Genomic DNA, 17,360 nt, shown 5'->3' with positions numbered 1-17,360 from the left:
AATGCTGATTAAAGTGATTTTTTTGATTTGACAGTTTTTTTGGAGGCCCAGTGCGATTAAAAAGCTATTCATTCGCCGTTTTTCTACAAACGCTAATATTAGTACTTTGTAGCTGGGGTGCAGGTCAAGCTGGCTTTTAGAGCCCCCTTGAACCGCCAATCATCCGATGATGCCCTTTCTTAATCGAGCAAATTATCATGTCTAAAAAAAGTATCTTTTTGTCGCAAATCAATAATATCAGTTATTCACCTTGTTGACCTTTAGGTAGGTCGTTACCATTAATCTCTCTATTTAGTAGATGCTGATGATATTATGTTCCGTAATATCAAACTGTTAGGCTGCTGGCATCAGAAATATATACGCTTAGTAGGAGCTTTTGATGTTCGACAATGACCCACACCTGATTAATACATCCCCAATGGGGGAGACCATGGTGTCGATGACAGATCTTGAAGGCAAAATTACCTATGTAAATCGCATTTTTATGCAAGTATCAGGCTACAGTGAAAAACAGTTAATAGGCGGACAGCATAGTGTCGTTAAACATGAGTCTATGCCAAGTAGTGTATGGCACAGGGTTTGGAAGCGTCTCTTAAAAGATGATGAGTCATTTGTTCTAGTTAAAAACAAAACTGCTGCGGGTAAAATATACTGGGTGTTTTCTGCTCTTTACCCTAATTTCAATGCTGCTGGCCAAAAAATAGGTTACTCAGCAGTACACTATCCTGCTACTCAAGAGATGGTGAATCTTGTTTCCCCTATTTACGATAAAGTTAAGCAGATTGAGCAAAATGACTACGATGCCGGCTTAGCGCTACTTGATCAACACTTGATTGCTGCTGGGCATAGCAGTTACAGCGAATACTTACTAGAAGCGCACCGACAATATCAGCCAAAAGCACACAATAAAGACCACCAATATAAGCCAACTTATGCTCGCCAAACCTCTAGTCAGAGTTCTACTTGGCCATTTCTAGGCTCACAGATCAACCTTGTTCAAGCGGCGCATATATTACTTGCATTCTCGATGACAGCTGTAGGTCAGTATCTTTACAACATCAGTCTGCTATTTTGGCTTTATCCTGTAGTGGTATTGCTATTGGTGTTGTATATCCGTCGCACTATCTTCAAGGCCCTGAGCGTTTTGCACCGAATCCATCACACGGTAAAGCGCTCAAAAATGGGCGAGCTGCACCACCGTGTTAATGATGTTGCAGGCTTGGGGGAGGTTGGACAGGTTGCATGGGAAATGAATGAGTTGTTAGACCAAATGCACAGTTTCTACTTGGAAGCAGATTGTGCCTTTCAGGATGTAAAAGCAGGAAAGCATCATCGTTACGCCCTAACCACAGCCGTTTCTGGTTTACCGAAGCGCTCTCTGGAGCAGCTAAATCAGGGGTTAAGCGCAATGTTAGAGGTGCAAAAGTCTGTTTCACAGAATGAGTTAATGTCTCAACTCAGTCGCGTTAATGTCGGTTGTTTGGTTCCCAATCTAACGACTATCCAGAGTGACCTAACAGGCGTTATTGATGAAATTAAAATTGCACTGAACACCGCCAGTGAAAACCGTCATGACGTACAAGCCAGCGAAAGAGTGATTGACAGTATGCTGGCACAGCTTGGCAATATCACTTTGGTGCTCAGTAATATGCAAACCTTAGTTGAACAGCTTGATTTAGATGGTAAGCGAGTAGTAGAGGCACTGGCGCTTATTTCAGATATTTCAGAACAAACCAACTTGTTGGCATTGAATGCTTCCATTGAAGCCGCTAGAGCTGGAGAGCATGGCCGAGGTTTTGCTGTTGTCGCCGATGAGGTTAGAACACTCGCTGGACGCTCTAAAACCGCCGCTGACAACATTGGCCGTATTATAGAAACATTTGGACAGCGTTCTTTACAGATGAAGTCTGCCTCTGAAAAAGCAGGTCATGAGGCTGCCACCTTGAATAGTGATATCGATGGCTTTCATCAGACCTTTTCTCGTTTGGCCCACTCAGCTATTGATACTCATAAACGATTAGCACATGCCAGTGATAAAAACTTCACAATTTTAGCCAAGGTTGACCATATCGTTTATAAACAGCGCACCTATTTGGGGATACAGGATACCAACCTGCATCAACAAGAAGTGACAGCCGTAAATGTAGATCACCATAACTGTCGTTTAGGTCGTTGGTATGACGAGGGTGTTGGTTACGAACAGTTCCGGCACTTGAAAAGCTTTAAGCAATTGCAGGTGCCTCATGAGGCAGTGCATAAATGTGCTCGCTATGCGGTGGAGCTGGCTGAAGGTGATTGGCTGAACAATGCTGAAGCACGCACTGAAATTGTTGCGGCAGTTAAGCGCGCTGAATCAGCTAGTGATCAAGTGATGGCACTACTTGATCAGATGGTTGAAGAGAAGCATAGCACTTTTAAAAACAGCGTCAGTTAAGACTAGAGCAGCAATAATCTGTTCATCAACGTCAGATATGCTTTAGCTCGAGGCGGAGTGAAAAAATAAATTTAAACTCTTTCGCATTTTTCAGTTGCTGTTAATATCCGCATTGAAAGGTGAACTGAGTTTAAATTATATCGGCCCTTTGCAGAACCGCCGCCAATCGGTACCCATTCCTCTAACAACTGGCATTTAAATAGATGAAATTTCGCTTTCCCGTCATCATCATTGATGAAGATTTTCGTTCTGAAAACATTTCAGGATCTGGTATCAGGGACCTTGCTGAGGCTATCAGCAAGGAAGGCATGGAGGTTGTAGGTTTAACCAGCTATGGTGATCTGACAGCCTTCGCACAGCAGGCCAGCCGTGCTTCCTGTTTTATTGTGTCGATCGATGATGAAGAGTTTGACACCAATGACGAGAATGATGCGAATATTGCCTTAACTGCTGTTCGTAATTTCTTAAATGAAGTGCGTAAGCGCAATCGGGATATTCCGGTGTTTTTGTATGGTGAAACCCGCACATCACGCCATATCCCTAATGATATTTTGCGTGAACTGCACGGCTTTATTCATATGTTTGAAGACACGCCAGAGTTTGTGGCGCGTCATATTATTCGTGAAGCCAATAAGTACCTAGATTCTCTAGCGCCTCCATTTTTCAATGCGCTGATGGATTATGCTAGCGACAGTTCTTATTCATGGCACTGCCCAGGTCACTCAGGTGGTGTTGCGTTCCTGAAAAGCCCTGTTGGCCAAATGTTCCACCAATTTTTTGGTGAAAACATGCTGCGTGCAGACGTTTGTAACGCAGTTGAAGAGTTAGGTCAGCTGCTTGATCACACAGGCCCTGTGTCCGACAGTGAAGAAAATGCAGCCCGTATCTTTGGTTGTGACCACTTGTTCTTTGTCACCAATGGTACGTCAACCTCTAACAAAGTAGTATGGCACTCAACTGTTGCACCGGGTGATGTGGTGGTGGTAGACCGCAACTGTCATAAGTCGATTTTACATTCGATTATTATGACGGGTGCAATTCCAATCTTCTTGACTCCTACGCGCAACCATTACGGTATTATCGGGCCTATTCCAAAACAGGAGTTTGACCCTGAGGCGATCCGTAAGAAGATTGAGAAGCATCCCTTTGCCAGCAAAGCGGCCAACAAAAAACCTCGTATCTTGACCATTACACAAAGCACCTATGATGGTGTTTTGTATAACGTGGAAGAGATTAAAGGTATGTTGGGTTCCACGATTGATACACTGCACTTTGATGAAGCTTGGCTGCCACATGCGGCATTCCATGAGTTTTATCACAATATGCATGCGATTGCGGCAGACCGTCCTCGCTCAGAGGAAACGCTGGTGTTTGCTACTCAGTCGACCCATAAACTGTTGGCAGGTCTTTCGCAAGCCTCTCAGATTCTGGTGCAAGATAGCCAAACGCGTAAATTAGATACGCACCGCTTCAATGAATCTTACTTGATGCACTCCTCTACTAGCCCTCAGTACGCCATTATCGCATCCTGCGATGTTGCTGCGGCTATGATGGAGCCACCGGGTGGTACTGCATTGGTTGAAGAGTCTATCCTTGAAGCGATTGATTTCCGCCGTGCGATGCGCAAAGTGGATGAGGAGTTTGGCGAAGATTGGTGGTTCAAAGTCTGGGGGCCAGATAGCCTTGTTGATGAAGGTATTGGTGAGCGCGATGACTGGGTGATTCATACCAACGACAAGTGGCATGGCTTTGGTCAGATCGACTCTGGCTTCAATATGTTAGATCCAATCAAAGCGACTATCATCAACCCTGGTTTGGATGTTGATGGTAACTTTGATGAAATTGGTATTCCAGCGTCTATTGTCAGCAAATATCTGGCTGAGCATGGGATTATCATCGAGAAAACAGGTCTGTACTCGTTCTTTATCATGTTTACCATCGGTATTACCAAAGGCCGCTGGAACTCACTGGTGACCGAGTTACAACAGTTTAAAGATGACTATGATCAGAACTTACCGATTTGGCGTGTAATGCCTGAGTTTGCAGCCCGTCATCCTAAGTACAGCAAAACGGGCCTGCGAGATCTTTGTACAGACATTCATAATGTCTATAAAGAGTATGATTTGGCGCGTATTACAACAGAGATGTACCTGTCAGAAATTCAACCTGCGATGACACCTGCGGATGCTTGGTCGAAAATGGCTCACCGTCAAATTGAGCGTGTTGCAATTGATGATCTAGAGGGGCGCATCACCGCAATGTTGGTGACGCCTTATCCACCGGGTATTCCATTGCTGATTCCGGGAGAGCTGTTTAACAAAACGATTGTCCGCTATTTGCAGTTTGTACGTGACTTTAACTCCCGCTTCCCAGGTTTTGAGACTGATGTACATGGTCTCGTACGTGAGAAGATTGATGGGGTTGATCACTACTTTGTTGATGCAGTTATCAACTGATACCAAGCAATTGAAAACCAGAAGCCACGTTGAGAGACGTGGCTTTCTGCTTTCTACACTTAAAATAGCCCTAATAGTCAGTTATGGTTATTTTAGGTGACTTTTTGTCATTTTTTCGTCACTCATATTACAACAATATCCTTCGTTTTAGGCGTATTATCTTATGTAAGGAATATATGTAAAAAAGTTCCGTTTATTGCCAATAAATTTTTGGCAACATTAAGTCAATATGCATGGAGGTAGGGGAATGCTGAATTCTCTGTCGATGACCAAAAAAATGATGGTGACATTAGTACCGCTAATAGTGGCTATTTTGCTTGCCATTACACTTATTCTGAAAACTGATGTAACGGAAACTAGTACTGCTCAAGCCGTTAATACGGCACACTTACTGGCGACTGAAGAAGGGCAGAAGGTAGTGGCACCTCTGAACCAGCAATTGCAACAACTTAAAGGTTTGGCAAGTGTTGCTAAGGCACGTTTACAAATTTCCCCCGCAAATAGAAGAGAGTATTTCAACAACTTGCTTAAACAGTACCTTATTGATCGGCCAGAGCTGATTGGTAGCTGGACTATTTGGGAACCAAATGCGTTTGATGGCTTAGATGATCGTTTCAAAAATAGTCCACTACATGATGCAACAGGACGCTTTGTACCTTATTGGCACCCTGATACTGAAGGTAAAATAGTTGCAGAGGCTTCCATTGATTACGAAACACCGGGTGCTGGCGATTATTACTTACTTTCGAAAAAAAGTAACAAAGCCACGATACTAGATCCCTATCTTTATGAAATATCAGGGCAGCAGCGTTTAATTACTTCTATCGTTGTACCTATTATAGAAAATGGCCGTTTTGTTGGCGTTGTTGGTGTTGACCTGTTGGTCGATAATATTCAAAAAGAAGTCTCTAAAATTCATCCTTACGGAAGTGGCGTAGCGGCTCTATTTACTAATAATGGCATTATAGTTGCGCATCCTGATGGTAAGCGTCTGGGTAAAAATGCAGCTGATACAGAAGGTGATATTTCAGGTAGTGCATTGCCTGATTTATTAGCTTCCATCCGTTCTGGCACATCTTTTGACGTTGAAACTAATACGCCTCTATTTGACGGCAGTACTTTAATTCTTAACGATCGAATTGACTTGGCTGATACTGGCTACCATTGGAACTTAGCGGTTGCAGTGCCAATGAGTAAGGTAACAGAGGAAGCTGACGAGTTAGTCAATCATATTCTTCTTATCTGTTTGGGTGCCTTAGTATTGCTTGTGGTTGTGATTGTTGCAGTTGCAAAAAGCATCTCTAGCCCATTGGGTCATTTGGCTAAAGCACTGGATGATATTGCCAATGGTGATGGTGATTTGACTCGTCGATTAGAGGTTAACGGTAAAGATGAAGTGGCAACACTAAGCCGAGCTTTTAATACCTTTGCCGAGAAAATTAGAACCTTGGTCTCAGATATCGCGCAACGTAGTGAGTTAATGGCCAGCATTTCAACCCAGCTGGAGCAGCACAGCCAAGATGCAAAATCAGGCTCAGAGTCTCAACGTCGAGAAGTAGATATGGTAGCCTCGGCAATGAATGAGATGAATGCGACAGTACTAGAGGTTGCTGGCAGTGCACAGCAAGCTTCTGACTCAGCGCAAAAAGGTAATCGTCAAGTTTCAGATGGCTTAAAAATTGTTGATGGCGTAGTGAAAAGCATCCAACTACAAGCACAAGATATTCAAAGTGCCGCAGATGCAATTGCTGAACTGGAAAAAGGAAGCCAAGAGATTGGCGCTGTTATTCATGTTATTCGAGAGATTGCGGATCAAACCAACCTATTAGCACTGAATGCTGCGATTGAAGCTGCCCGCGCAGGTGAGCATGGTCGTGGCTTTGCGGTTGTAGCTGACGAAGTTAGAACACTTGCGACTAGAACCCATAGCTCGACACAGGAAATTGAAGACACCATTGCCAAATTGCAGCAACAAACCGAAACAGCTGTTCAGCAGATGCGACGCAGCCAAGGTCGATCAACAGAAAGTGTGAGTGAGGTTGAAAAGTCTCGCCAAGCATTGCTACAAATCGAAGATGAGATGAAGCAAATTACAGGGATGAATATGCAGATCGCCTCTGCAACTGAAGAGCAGTCAGCAACAACTGAAGAGCTGCTACGCAATATTCAGCAAATTAATGATGTTGCGGAACAAGCACTGCAAGGCGCTAAAGAAACAGCTAGCAGTAGCCAGCAAATTCAAGAGGTTGCCCAGCATCTTACAAAGAGCGTGCAGCGCTTTAAATACTAAAAGCCCATAAAAGCCCTTGCTAAAACTATCAGAGACTAACTTATGTCTCTGATAGTTTTAATTCAGCAGCGCTCTTAGCTTAATCTTCAAAAAAAATCTTATAACCTCATCTGTAAACTGTCTCTTAATGTCTGTATTCAAGCCTGTTTTACACTTGATCCAAACCAGCGGTTTTGCCATTGGCTAACCAGAAGGCCAGACAGAATTAAAAGTGCAGCTGCAAACTTAACAGAATCAATGTCTTCTTGATAAAAAATCATGCTGCCAATCATGCCAAAAACAGGGGTTAACATGGTCAGTTGTGCCGTTGTTGTCAGTGGGTACTGTACTATCAATCGGTTCCATAACCAGTAACCCAGAAGTGTAGTCGGGTAGGCTTGGAACAATACTGAAAACCACACAGACGCATTTATTTGTTCAGGCAGTTGTAAGAACACCTCGCTACCATAATTAAGCAATGCCAGTGCGAAAAGCGGCACGGGCGCAAATAACATCCCCCAAACACTAAATGCAAATATCTCTTTAGTGTTCGCTTTTTTCACAATCAAGCCGATAAGACTCCAGCTAAAAGCGCCTATCAGCACAAGCACTAAGCCCGTAGGGTTAACTGATCCATCTTGTAATTGAAAGCTGACGAGTAATCCCAGTAGTGCCAGTAAAGCTCCTATCTTTTTCTGAAAGCTGATTCGCTCTTTCAAGTAGAACCAACCTAAGAATAAGCTTGAGACTATACTGAGTTGCATCAAAACACCTGCCATCCCCGCCGATACGCCAGCAGTAATAGCCGATGTCATCATACCCCAAACACCCACACCAAAAGTAAATCCGTAAGCGATTAAGTACTTCAGCGCCACTTTAGGGCGTCTGACAAAAAAGACCGCTGGAATTGTGGCAAAGGTAAATCTTAGTGCAGTTAATAAAATGGGGTTGATTTGATCAGCACCTAGTTTGATCACTGAAAAGTTAAACCCCCATAAACACATAATAGATATACCCAGTAACAAATCTTTTGTGCGCATTGCCTCTCTCCTGCTTGAGCTGATTCTCGTTAAGACAAGTAGAGTATGTAGAGGATTTAAAAAGAGACACAGATGCAATTTTTTAAATAAAAAAGTATACAATTTAAAGCTTGAGTATGAAAATAAGTACCTACTTAAGATGGCAGAGGTGGCAAGTGCGTTACAAAGTAATCGCAGAGCAGATTATCGAGGATATTAGAGAAGGTAAGCTCAGTCTGGGGGCTAGGATGCCCTCTCTTCGAAACCTTTCCCGTTTGTTCAGTGTTAGCATGACGACCGCATTGAATTGCTACCATCTTTTAGAGGAGCTGGGCTGGATTATTGCTAAACCGCAGTCTGGTTTTTATGTGGCACTGCCGCTGTCTGAACAGCGTACACCTTGTTTACCACAGTTTCTCAGCCGTCCCACTCATGTCGCCATTCAAGAATCTGATCTGCACCACCCAAAATACTCTGGGCCGCTTGGTATCTCACAACTGAATCCTAGCGATATGCCGACTAATGCCTTGCACAATAGTATGAAGCGTGGCCTTAAGCGGCTCGGTCATGAGATACACCGTTACCCTGATCGCCAAGGAGATCTTGCACTGAGACGCTCATTAGAACAGCACTTTGCACACTATGGTTTTCCTTTTTCTGCCAATGAGTTAGTGATTGCTAATGGATGTATTGATGCCGTGCGGATTGCATTAGAGGCCATTTCTAGTACAGGTGATGCTATTGCAATCAGCTCCCCCTGTTTCAGTGGTTTATTAGAGTTGCTAGGGGGATTGGGGCGAAGAGTGGTTGAGATTCCGAGTACCTCTGAAGGTATCGACCTAGAGCAATTAGAGCAACACTTGGCTCAAGGTACTGTTGTTGCAGGTTTATTTAGCACCTCTCATATGAACCCCCAAGGAATCAGTATGTCGCCTTCGCAAAAGCAGGCGCTGGCAGCATTAGCCAATCGCTATCAAATACCCATTATTGAAGATGATATTTATATGGAGCTTGGGCATGGCAAGGTTATGCCATTGCCTGCTAAGTATTGGGATAAAGGTGGTTATGTATTGTGGTGTGGCTCTGTTTCTAAGACGCTAACTGCTGGCTTTCGGTTGGGCTGGTGTTTAGCGGGGCGTCACCTTCCAGTTTATCTTAAGCAACATGGGATTAGCCATTTTGGTGTTAGCGCGCCTGTGCAGGCAGGTTTAGCAGACTTTATTAATAGCGGGCAGTATCACAGCCATTTACAGAAAACTCGCTTGAGGCTTCAGCAAAATATTAGAGAATACCGAGCCTTTCTATCAGAGCGCTTACCAATAGAAACGGCAATTAGTAGTCCCACTGGCGGTTTGGTTTTGTGGCTTCAAGTTCCAAACCTCAATAGCCAAGCTTTATGGCGGGCAGCTTGTGAGCAGAGTTTAGATATTCGTATAGGGCCCGCATTTTCTACCTTACCACTCTATCAAGACTGTTTTCGAGTGAATGCGGGCTGGTCGCTTACTACAGGGGTAGATGAGGTTAATATTGCAAAACAGCAGCTTGAACTGCTTGTAAAGTTAATGCCTAACTGCATGAATATTAGGCACTAACTTTGAGGTGCTTTTTGTTCATTATCAAACAGCAGGTGTAATCATAGGCGCTATCACTGGTTAGGCTTTAACTTGAAATAGCTGACTTGAGCTTCTAAGTTTTCAGCCATTGACATTAAGTTGCTCGCTGCTTGCCAAACCTCATTGAACGCTTCGTTACTTTGTAATGTAATATCATTAATCGCAGCAATATTACGGTGAATCTCTTCAGAGACTAAGCTTTGCTCTTCAGCTGCACTCGCAATTTGGGTATTCATATCATTAACAGTTTTTACGGAAAGGTTAATTTCATACAGGCTTTGCCGAGTAGACTCTGTCAATAGTACAGATTGTTTGGCAACTGCTTCATTATTGCGCATCACCTTAACAGCGCTCGCGACACCCTCTTGTATGCGACAAATCATAGTATGAATCTGCTCTGTTGATTGGTGTGTACGGCTTGCTAATGTGCGCACCTCATCCGCTACAACTGCAAATCCTCGACCTTGCTCTCCGGCCCTTGCTGCCTCAATTGCAGCATTTAAGGCAAGCAAATTTGTTTGTTCCGCAATGCCTCCAATAACACTTAGAATAGTTTCAACCTGCTCACTATCTTCAGCAAGCTTACTAATCACTAAAGCTGATTGGTTAACCTCTGCAGCGAGATGGTGTACGCTGTTTATACTTTTTTCGATTACAACAAGCCCTTTTTCCATCTCATGTTCTACCTTGTGGCTTGCCTGAGCAGCCATTGTGGCGCTGCTGGCAACTTCATGAACTGTGGCATTCATCTCTGTCATCGCGCTAGATATCTGCTGTGTTTCATCACTTTGTATTTGCAAGAGCTGTCGGGTTGCTTCTGTTCTTTGGTGTAGTTGAGTGCCTAGGGTTGCAATTTCCTGGGTAGAGTTTTTGACATTTTGCACAACTTGTTCAAGGTCTTTAGCCATTGCGCTCACAGCGACCATGATACTATCTGGATGGCTATTGTGATCAGTTGGTATTGTTAGGTCGCCCTTGGCAACTCTTGATGTTAGTACCCGAACTCGCTCTGGCTCCTCCCCTAGCTGGCGGGAAACACAGGTAATAATATAAATGCCTGCGGCTAAACTGCCTAAAAATGCAGTGGATAGTAGTGCAATGATAATGTTACGAACTTCTGCGTAGTGAGCGTTTGCTTTCAAATATTCTTGTTTTGCAACCTTTAATTGTAATGCAACTAATTGGTTGATTTTCTCGCTGACAGGATCTACCGCAAGATACATTGGGCCATTAAGCTCACTTAGTTGATGAGTCGTGATACCAGAGAGGTTTTTCAACTGTGTTGACGCTTGCTGAACAGCTGCGTCTGCGACAGCAAAAAGAATTTCTGCCTCTGTCGCCAGCTGGCTTTCTTCGGGAGTGAGTTCTGTTTTAAGGTATGCTGCCCATATTCCTTGTATACGTTGTTCAGCCTGCTGAATTTTCTGATAAGCGTTCTCAGCGGTGATCATACCGTTATCTGCTTTATTGATACTGTCAATGATCAATACCGCATAATCATCTGAGATAACTTTGAGGCTGCTTAGCGGCACAACACGATCTTTGTAAACGGTTTCTAAACCTGCGGAGACCTCCTTAATGCCCCAAAGCGCAATAATGCCTAATATCAATAAAGTGGCTAGTGGTACCATAAATCCTAGCGATAGCCGGAGTTTGAAGGGAGTTTCTTTTAGTGTTTCATCATAGTGCGAGTCTGATGTTTGGGTTGTCATCACATTACTCCTGTTAATGACAAATTCTAGAAATATGCAGCCATGGTTAGAGTAAAAATACTATTTATGGCGCATCTGAAGTAAACATAGACAATGGAAATGATTTTCGTTACTAGGGTAAACCCTAGTTTTTTCAAGCTAGAATAGTAATTTCAAGATGAAAAAGGATGGGGAAAAGGAATCATAGTGAGGGATAGAACATGATGGGTTGCTTGTATCAAAAGAAAGCAACCCATTTACAGCTGTAAGTATAGCGGTTGTATCTGACAGAAGTATCTTGCTTGTTATTGCTCTGCCATCAGGCGGTACACTCTTCTAGAAATATTTTACTGCATTGCCGTTATTGTCTAGCTTAATAATTAGTGTGCATGACGGCCAAAGTTCAAGTTGATTTTAGGCAGTTTAAAGCTCACTTTGCGCATAATATCCGCTTGCAGATTGGTGAAAAAAGTTGAAATGGCAGCATCACGCTCTGCTTTTGCCTTTGCAATATAAAATTCAACATCAACATTGCCAAGGCTGTCTTTTTTGATTTCGTGGTTCATAATATTGTCCTGTATATCCGATAGAATAAGGGCTTTAGCTAGTTTCGAGCACTTACTTATTTGTGGTCGATCTAAAGTATGTCGCTATGGTAGAGCGATTCTTATAGGGAAACAAACGACCTTTTTTAACCTGATTGATGAAAAAAACTAACCAATCATTAATTTGTCATTTACTATTAAGCCTGACCCTAAAAGCGACAGACTAGTATGCGCCGACTCCCCCCAATGAATGCCATTCGTATCTTTGAAGCCGCAGCCCGCAATGAAAGCTTTGCAATAGCTGCTGAAGAGCTATTTCTCACTGCGTCAGCTGTCAGTCATCAAATAAAAAGCTTAGAAACTTATCTGGGCTTAAGTTTATTTCGCCGTAATAAACGCAAAGTTGAGCTAACCGCGGCAGGCGCTCAATACTTACAATCTGTACGAAGTGCTTTAGATGAAATTGAAGCCGCTACTTATAGGTTAACAGCGAATCCTGAGCGCGATACTGTGACCATTAGCGTTGCACCCAACTTTTTGATTCGTTGGTTGATGCCTCGTATGACAAGATTTCAGGCACTCTATCCAGATGTTGAGCTGCAAATCAGTGCATCTTCTGGCTTGATCGACTTCAATAAGCAAAATACCGATATGGCAGTGTATTTTGGTCATGGTGATTGGCATGACATTGAAGTACATTTTCTGAGAAATGTTTGGCTAGTGCCTGTCTGTAGTCCAGCGTTATTAAAAGGGCGACATCCACTGAACGAGCCTGCAGATTTACGCCACCATACATTAATCCATGTTAGCAAGCGGGCCTATGAATGGCCGGAATGGCTGCAACTGGCAGGGGTAGAATATAAAGGCTTCAGCAGAGGATTGCAGTTATCTAGTAGCCAGCTTGCAACAGGTGCCGCTCAGGAAAGTTTAGGTGTTGCGCTAGCAGACAGTACACTGACCTCTCGTGAAATTGAGCAGGGGAAATTGATCATGCCATTTGATATTAAGCTGGATACACATAAATCTTTTTATTTGGTGTATCAAAAGCAGCGCCCACTCTCTTATGGTATGAAGGTGTTCAAAGACTGGATGATTGCTGAAATGCAAAGTGGACTGTAGTTATTTCAGGAAAATAGGCCGAGAAGCCACTTACTATGGCTATTAGATGTAGTCCTTTTATCACCTAAATAGCTATATCGTAAAGTACAAGATAATTAGACTCAAAGCTTGATATGCCGCCCAACGGTTATTGCAAATAATCATCTTGCCTCAGGGCAATGTGAACAAAAATAACAATATACAGTGAGCGTATTATGCAACGTAACAGAATCCTTTTAGCACTATCTCCTATCGCCTTATCCATCGCGGTTGCCTCTCAGGCTCAGGCTGCGGTGTCTCTGTATGATCAAAATGGCACTAGCTTTTCTGCAGATGGCCATTTCAACACTTTTCTGACACACACTGATGATAAGCAGACTCAAGAAACGCAAACCCGAGTGCGTATGGGTTTTTTGCCTAACTACATCGGCTTTAATGTCAGCAAGCAAGCGGGCGACCTAACATTGGGTGGTCGTTCTTCATTCTGGGTGACCATTAATGATGGTAGCAATAATGTTACCGATACAGCGATTGATGTTCGCCAGTTCTACGCAACAGTTGATGGCAGCTTTGGTCAGGTACTATTTGGTAAAGATTTTGGTATCTATGCGCGCTCTAATGTCTTCAATGATGAACTGTTGTTTGGCACAGGTCTACCTATGCAGAACACAGGCGGCGTGACTTTTGGTAATATTTCAACAGGTTACCCTTATGCTGTGCCTAAAGCGCAGTTGACTTACCGTACTAACGATATGAGTGGCTTAAAGGTTGCGGTATCTCTGTTAGACCCTCAATCGGGAGAACAGACTGCAGCCAATACCGATAACTCACTGCGCGTAGAAGCAGAAGCAACTTATGCAAAAGAGATTGAAGGTGCGAAGCTATCTGCATGGGTAGGTGTAGCATCAGGGAAAAATGATGCGACAGATGTTGACGCATCAGGTGTTGCTTATGGTGTGCGTGTGGCGATGTCTGGTTTCCAAGTCACAGTTTCAGGCTTCGATCAAAAAGGTATCAGCACTGCGCTTGCTGATCAGGTTTTGGCAACAGAAGCTAAAAGTGATGGCATGTTAGTTCAAGGCTCTTATGTTATGGGGGCAACAAAATTAGTGCTGTCTCACGGTGAGACTGACTTTAGCGGTTCTAAGAAAGAGTTGGATGCGGCGGCAGTATTCTATGATGTTAACGAAAGCCTAAAATTAGTTGCTGAGTATGACGTGATGTCATTAACAGCATCTAAAGATACAACACAGTTAGCACTAGGTGCTTCATTTAGCTGGTAAGTTACATTGAAATAGATTTCTCTCTCTGCGTACTACTCACCAAGGTCAATCGCATTCTACCTTGGTGAGAAACCAAGTATCTGGGGCGCAGTGCAAATAGTGCTGTGTCTCAGATATTATTTTGTATTCAAAGCAGACACCCTTTAGCTTTACAAACCTATCTTGAGCACTCAGAATTTGCCACCCCAAACATTACTGTATGACAGAAATGTTCACTCATAACATCTGCTTTAAAAGAGAATGCCAGCCTTGAATCATCTTTTATCCGCTTTTCTGCTTGCTTATTTGTCCATCACGCAGGCGATTGCAAGCACTGTTGTGATAGAGGTGCAAGATGATAGGGGGCATAAGGTTAAACTCAGTCAACCCGCGCAGCGTATTGTTAGCTTAGCGCCCAGTACGACTGAGCTACTGTTTAGTGCTGGCGCTGGCAAGCAAGTGGTAGGGGTGGTGAGTTATAGTAACTTCCCAGAAGAAGCGCAGAGAATCACATCGGTTGGAAGCTATAATCAAGTTGATCTAGAGTCTGTATTGGCACTTAACCCTGATCTTGTTGTGGCATGGTATAGTGGTAATAGTCCAGCAGCTATTGAGCAATTAAAGCGTTTAGGCATGCCTGTTTATCTGACTGAAACCCGGTATTTAGAGCAGCTACCTGTTACGGTGCGAAAGCTAGGACTGCTAACAGGGCATGCTGATAGTGCAGAAAAAATAGCTGAACAGCTTCATCAAGGTCTTGTCACGCTCAAACAGCAGTATAGTCAACAGCGACCTGTGCGGGTGTTTTATCAAGTCTGGGATGAGCCTTTAATTACCATCAATCAGGAAAACTTGATATCACAAGTGATAGAGCTTTGTGGTGGTCAAAATGTCTTTGCCGATTTGAATAGCATAGCCCCTCGTATCAGTGTTGAGGCGGTATTACAAGCCAATCCCGATGTAATTATCGCCAGTGGTATGGAAGAGCAGCGACCCGAGTGGCTAGATGCTTGGCAGTATTGGCCGAGTTTAAACGCGGTAAAACAGCAACAGCTGCACTTTATTCCACCTGATTTAATTCAACGTCAAACGCCAAGAGTGCTTCAGGGAGCCATTTTGATGTGTCAGCAGTTGGCGCAAACCCGCCAACGTTTATCTAAGGCATCTAATGAGTAACCAGCAGCCCACATTTAAACCTGCTTTACAGCGTAAACAAGCACTTTATGTGTTGCTCTTACTTAGTGTGGCTGCCATGGGAAGCGTGGCACTCTCGTTGCTGTCAGGCAGTATTTCAGTGACTTTTGCCGATTTGTGGCAACTACTGAGCCATGATCAGCCGACGTTAACGCGCACAGTGGTGATGGAGTTGCGTTTGCCACGAACCTTAGCTGCACTGATTGTAGGCGCAGAGCTGGCTGTAGCAGGCTGTTTAATGCAGGTGTTATTGCGTAATCCACTGGCAGACCCTTATGTCTTAGGGGTTTCTGGTGGCGCTGCGGTGGGTGCGCTGTGCAGTATCTCATTAGGTTTGGGAGCTTTTTGGATATCAGGCAGTGCTTTTGTAGGGGCGTTGGTAAACCTGTTACTCGTTTTTGGTTTGGCGCATGGGCAAGGCAGTTGGTCGCCCACACGTTTGTTATTAACGGGGGTTGTCACCGCTTCAGGTTGGGGAGCTGTAGTAAGCTTTTTACTATCAATAGGTGAGGATAGCCATCTCCGTGGCATGTTGTTCTGGTTAATGGGTGACCTATCGCGTGCCAGTTTAGCGGGTGTGAATTTAACGGTTTTACTGATCTGTTTGGCGCTGAGTTGGGCATTAGCTCGCCCTTTAAACTTAATGCTACGGGGCGAGTTGCAGGCTAAGGCTTTAGGCGTTTCGGTTTATCCAATACAACTAACACTCTATCTATTAGCCTCTGCTTTAACAGCATCGGCGGTTACTCAGGCGGGTAGCGTAGGGTTTTTAGGCTTGGTTGTGCCGCATATTTTACGCTTGAGTATAGGAACAGATCATCGTGTTTTACTGCCTGCTGCGGCTCTCGCCGGAGGTACTTTATTGCTACTGGCAGACACACTGGCGCGTACCTTAATAGCACCGCAGCAGTTACCTGTAGGGGTTATTACAGCTTTTATCGGCGTGCCAATGTTTTTGTGGGTACTGCAAAAGAGTAATCGAGGCCAGTTATGATGAACTGTTTAACGGCAAAACAACTCAAAATCAGTATCAGTGGCAAAACTATCTGCCAGCAGTTTGATCTTCAGCTGAATGCAGGTGAAGTCTGGGGCATTCTAGGTGGTAATGGTGCAGGCAAAACAACATTGCTGCACACTTTAGCGGGTTTTCGAGCAGCTGATCAGGGAGAAATCAGGCTTTTTGACCAAGCCATTGCTCAGCTTAAACCGCGTACACGCGCTCAGCAGATGGGGTTCTTACTGCAAGATGATCAAGCGCAATTCCCTGCTACGGTATTAGAAACCGTGTTGCAAGGGCGTCATCCTCACTTAGGTTTTTGGCAATGGGAGTCCCCAGAAGACTATCTGCTAGCTGAACAAGCACTACTTAAAGTTGGGTTGGCTGACTATGCTCACAGGCCCATAGAGCAACTTTCAGGGGGGGAGCGCCAACGCCTAAAAATTGCGACCCTATTGGTGCAGCAACCTAAAGTTTGGTTATTAGATGAACCTGCAAACCATCTTGATCTACATCACCAAATAGAACTCTTAAGCCTACTTACTGCTCAGATCAAAGTGGTGCAAGGTTGTTTATTAATGAGTTTGCACGATCTGAATTTAGCGCAGCGTTTCTGCGATAAACTGATTCTGCTGTATCCCGATCAACCCCCTGAGCAAGGTTGTGTCGCTGACCTATTAGTCGAAGAAAAACTCAGCCAGCTTTATCAGCATCCTATTCGTTGCTTAGAAACAGATGCTGGGCGTGTTTTTATTGCAGGCTAGCTGCAAGCCTTCTCTCTC

The 17,360-nt window shown here is 43.9% G+C and carries 12 protein-coding genes and 2 pseudogenes; 11 read left to right on the top strand and 3 right to left on the bottom strand.

Annotated features, from left to right (window positions below):
• Positions 1-379: 379 nt before the first annotated feature.
• The 5 genes and pseudogenes from B5D26_RS16730 to B5D26_RS06755 all read left to right on the top strand — a co-directional run.
• Positions 380-709 (top strand): annotated as a pseudogene (locus tag B5D26_RS16730) (PAS domain-containing protein); the annotation flags it as partial.
• Positions 710-739: 30 nt separating this feature from the next.
• Positions 740-1,936 (top strand): annotated as a pseudogene (locus B5D26_RS16725) (methyl-accepting chemotaxis protein); the annotation flags it as partial.
• Positions 1,937-1,942: 6 nt separating this feature from the next.
• Positions 1,943-2,434: a CZB domain-containing protein gene (locus B5D26_RS16720; RefSeq protein ID WP_456152369.1), complete on the top strand. Its 492-nt coding sequence runs from the start codon at positions 1,943-1,945 to the stop codon at positions 2,432-2,434.
• Positions 2,435-2,637: 203 nt separating this feature from the next.
• Positions 2,638-4,890, top strand: a complete 2,253-nt coding sequence (locus B5D26_RS06760; protein ID WP_078744974.1) for an Orn/Lys/Arg family decarboxylase — start codon at positions 2,638-2,640, stop codon at positions 4,888-4,890.
• Positions 4,891-5,137: 247 nt separating this feature from the next.
• Positions 5,138-7,180, top strand: coding sequence for a methyl-accepting chemotaxis protein (locus B5D26_RS06755; protein ID WP_159445606.1), 2,043 nt, complete (start codon positions 5,138-5,140; stop codon positions 7,178-7,180).
• Positions 7,181-7,317: 137 nt separating this feature from the next.
• Here the strand turns inward: B5D26_RS06755 and B5D26_RS06750 are convergent, their stop codons facing one another.
• Entirely contained in the window at positions 7,318-8,199 is an 882-nt protein-coding gene (locus B5D26_RS06750) for an EamA family transporter (protein ID WP_078744972.1), read from the bottom strand.
• A gap of 155 nt (positions 8,200-8,354) precedes the next feature.
• On the opposite strand from B5D26_RS06750, the gene B5D26_RS06745 reads away from it, so the two are divergent.
• A complete protein-coding gene (locus tag B5D26_RS06745) occupies positions 8,355-9,770 on the top strand; it encodes an aminotransferase-like domain-containing protein (RefSeq protein WP_200810631.1) in 1,416 nt (471 codons plus the stop codon).
• A gap of 53 nt (positions 9,771-9,823) precedes the next feature.
• Here the strand turns inward: B5D26_RS06745 and B5D26_RS06740 are convergent, their stop codons facing one another.
• Entirely contained in the window at positions 9,824-11,503 is a 1,680-nt protein-coding gene (locus B5D26_RS06740) for a methyl-accepting chemotaxis protein (protein ID WP_078744971.1), read from the bottom strand.
• Positions 11,504-11,862: 359 nt separating this feature from the next.
• Positions 11,863-12,048 (bottom strand): hypothetical protein, encoded by a 186-nt coding sequence (locus B5D26_RS06735; protein WP_078744970.1) that lies wholly within the window; start codon positions 12,046-12,048, stop codon positions 11,863-11,865.
• A gap of 207 nt (positions 12,049-12,255) precedes the next feature.
• Between B5D26_RS06735 and gcvA the strand changes: the two genes are divergently transcribed.
• The 5 genes from gcvA (at position 12,256) to B5D26_RS06710 (ending at position 17,342) form a co-directional block, all read left to right on the top strand.
• Complete coding sequence (gene gcvA, locus B5D26_RS06730; RefSeq protein ID WP_078744969.1) at positions 12,256-13,146, top strand: transcriptional regulator GcvA; 891 nt, start codon at positions 12,256-12,258, stop codon at positions 13,144-13,146.
• A 194-nt stretch (positions 13,147-13,340) separates the two neighbouring features.
• Entirely contained in the window at positions 13,341-14,408 is a 1,068-nt protein-coding gene (locus tag B5D26_RS06725; RefSeq protein WP_078744968.1) for a porin, read from the top strand.
• Between the two features lie 249 nt (positions 14,409-14,657).
• Positions 14,658-15,563: a cobalamin-binding protein gene (locus B5D26_RS06720; protein ID WP_200810630.1), complete on the top strand. Its 906-nt coding sequence runs from the start codon at positions 14,658-14,660 to the stop codon at positions 15,561-15,563.
• Entirely contained in the window at positions 15,556-16,575 is a 1,020-nt protein-coding gene (locus B5D26_RS06715; RefSeq protein WP_078744966.1) for a FecCD family ABC transporter permease, read from the top strand. Before B5D26_RS06720 ends, B5D26_RS06715 begins: the two co-directional genes overlap by 8 nt.
• Positions 16,572-17,342: an ABC transporter ATP-binding protein gene (locus tag B5D26_RS06710; RefSeq protein WP_200810629.1), complete on the top strand. Its 771-nt coding sequence runs from the start codon at positions 16,572-16,574 to the stop codon at positions 17,340-17,342. The genes B5D26_RS06715 and B5D26_RS06710 overlap by 4 nt, the downstream gene beginning before the upstream one ends.
• Positions 17,343-17,360: the final 18 nt, after the last annotated feature.

This window comes from Oceanospirillum multiglobuliferum, from assembly GCF_900167095.1.
In the GTDB taxonomy this organism is placed as follows: Bacteria; Pseudomonadota; Gammaproteobacteria; order Pseudomonadales; family Halomonadaceae; genus Oceanospirillum; species Oceanospirillum multiglobuliferum.
Note: the sequence above shows the minus strand (reverse complement) of the source record. Positions and strands in the feature narration are given on the sequence as shown.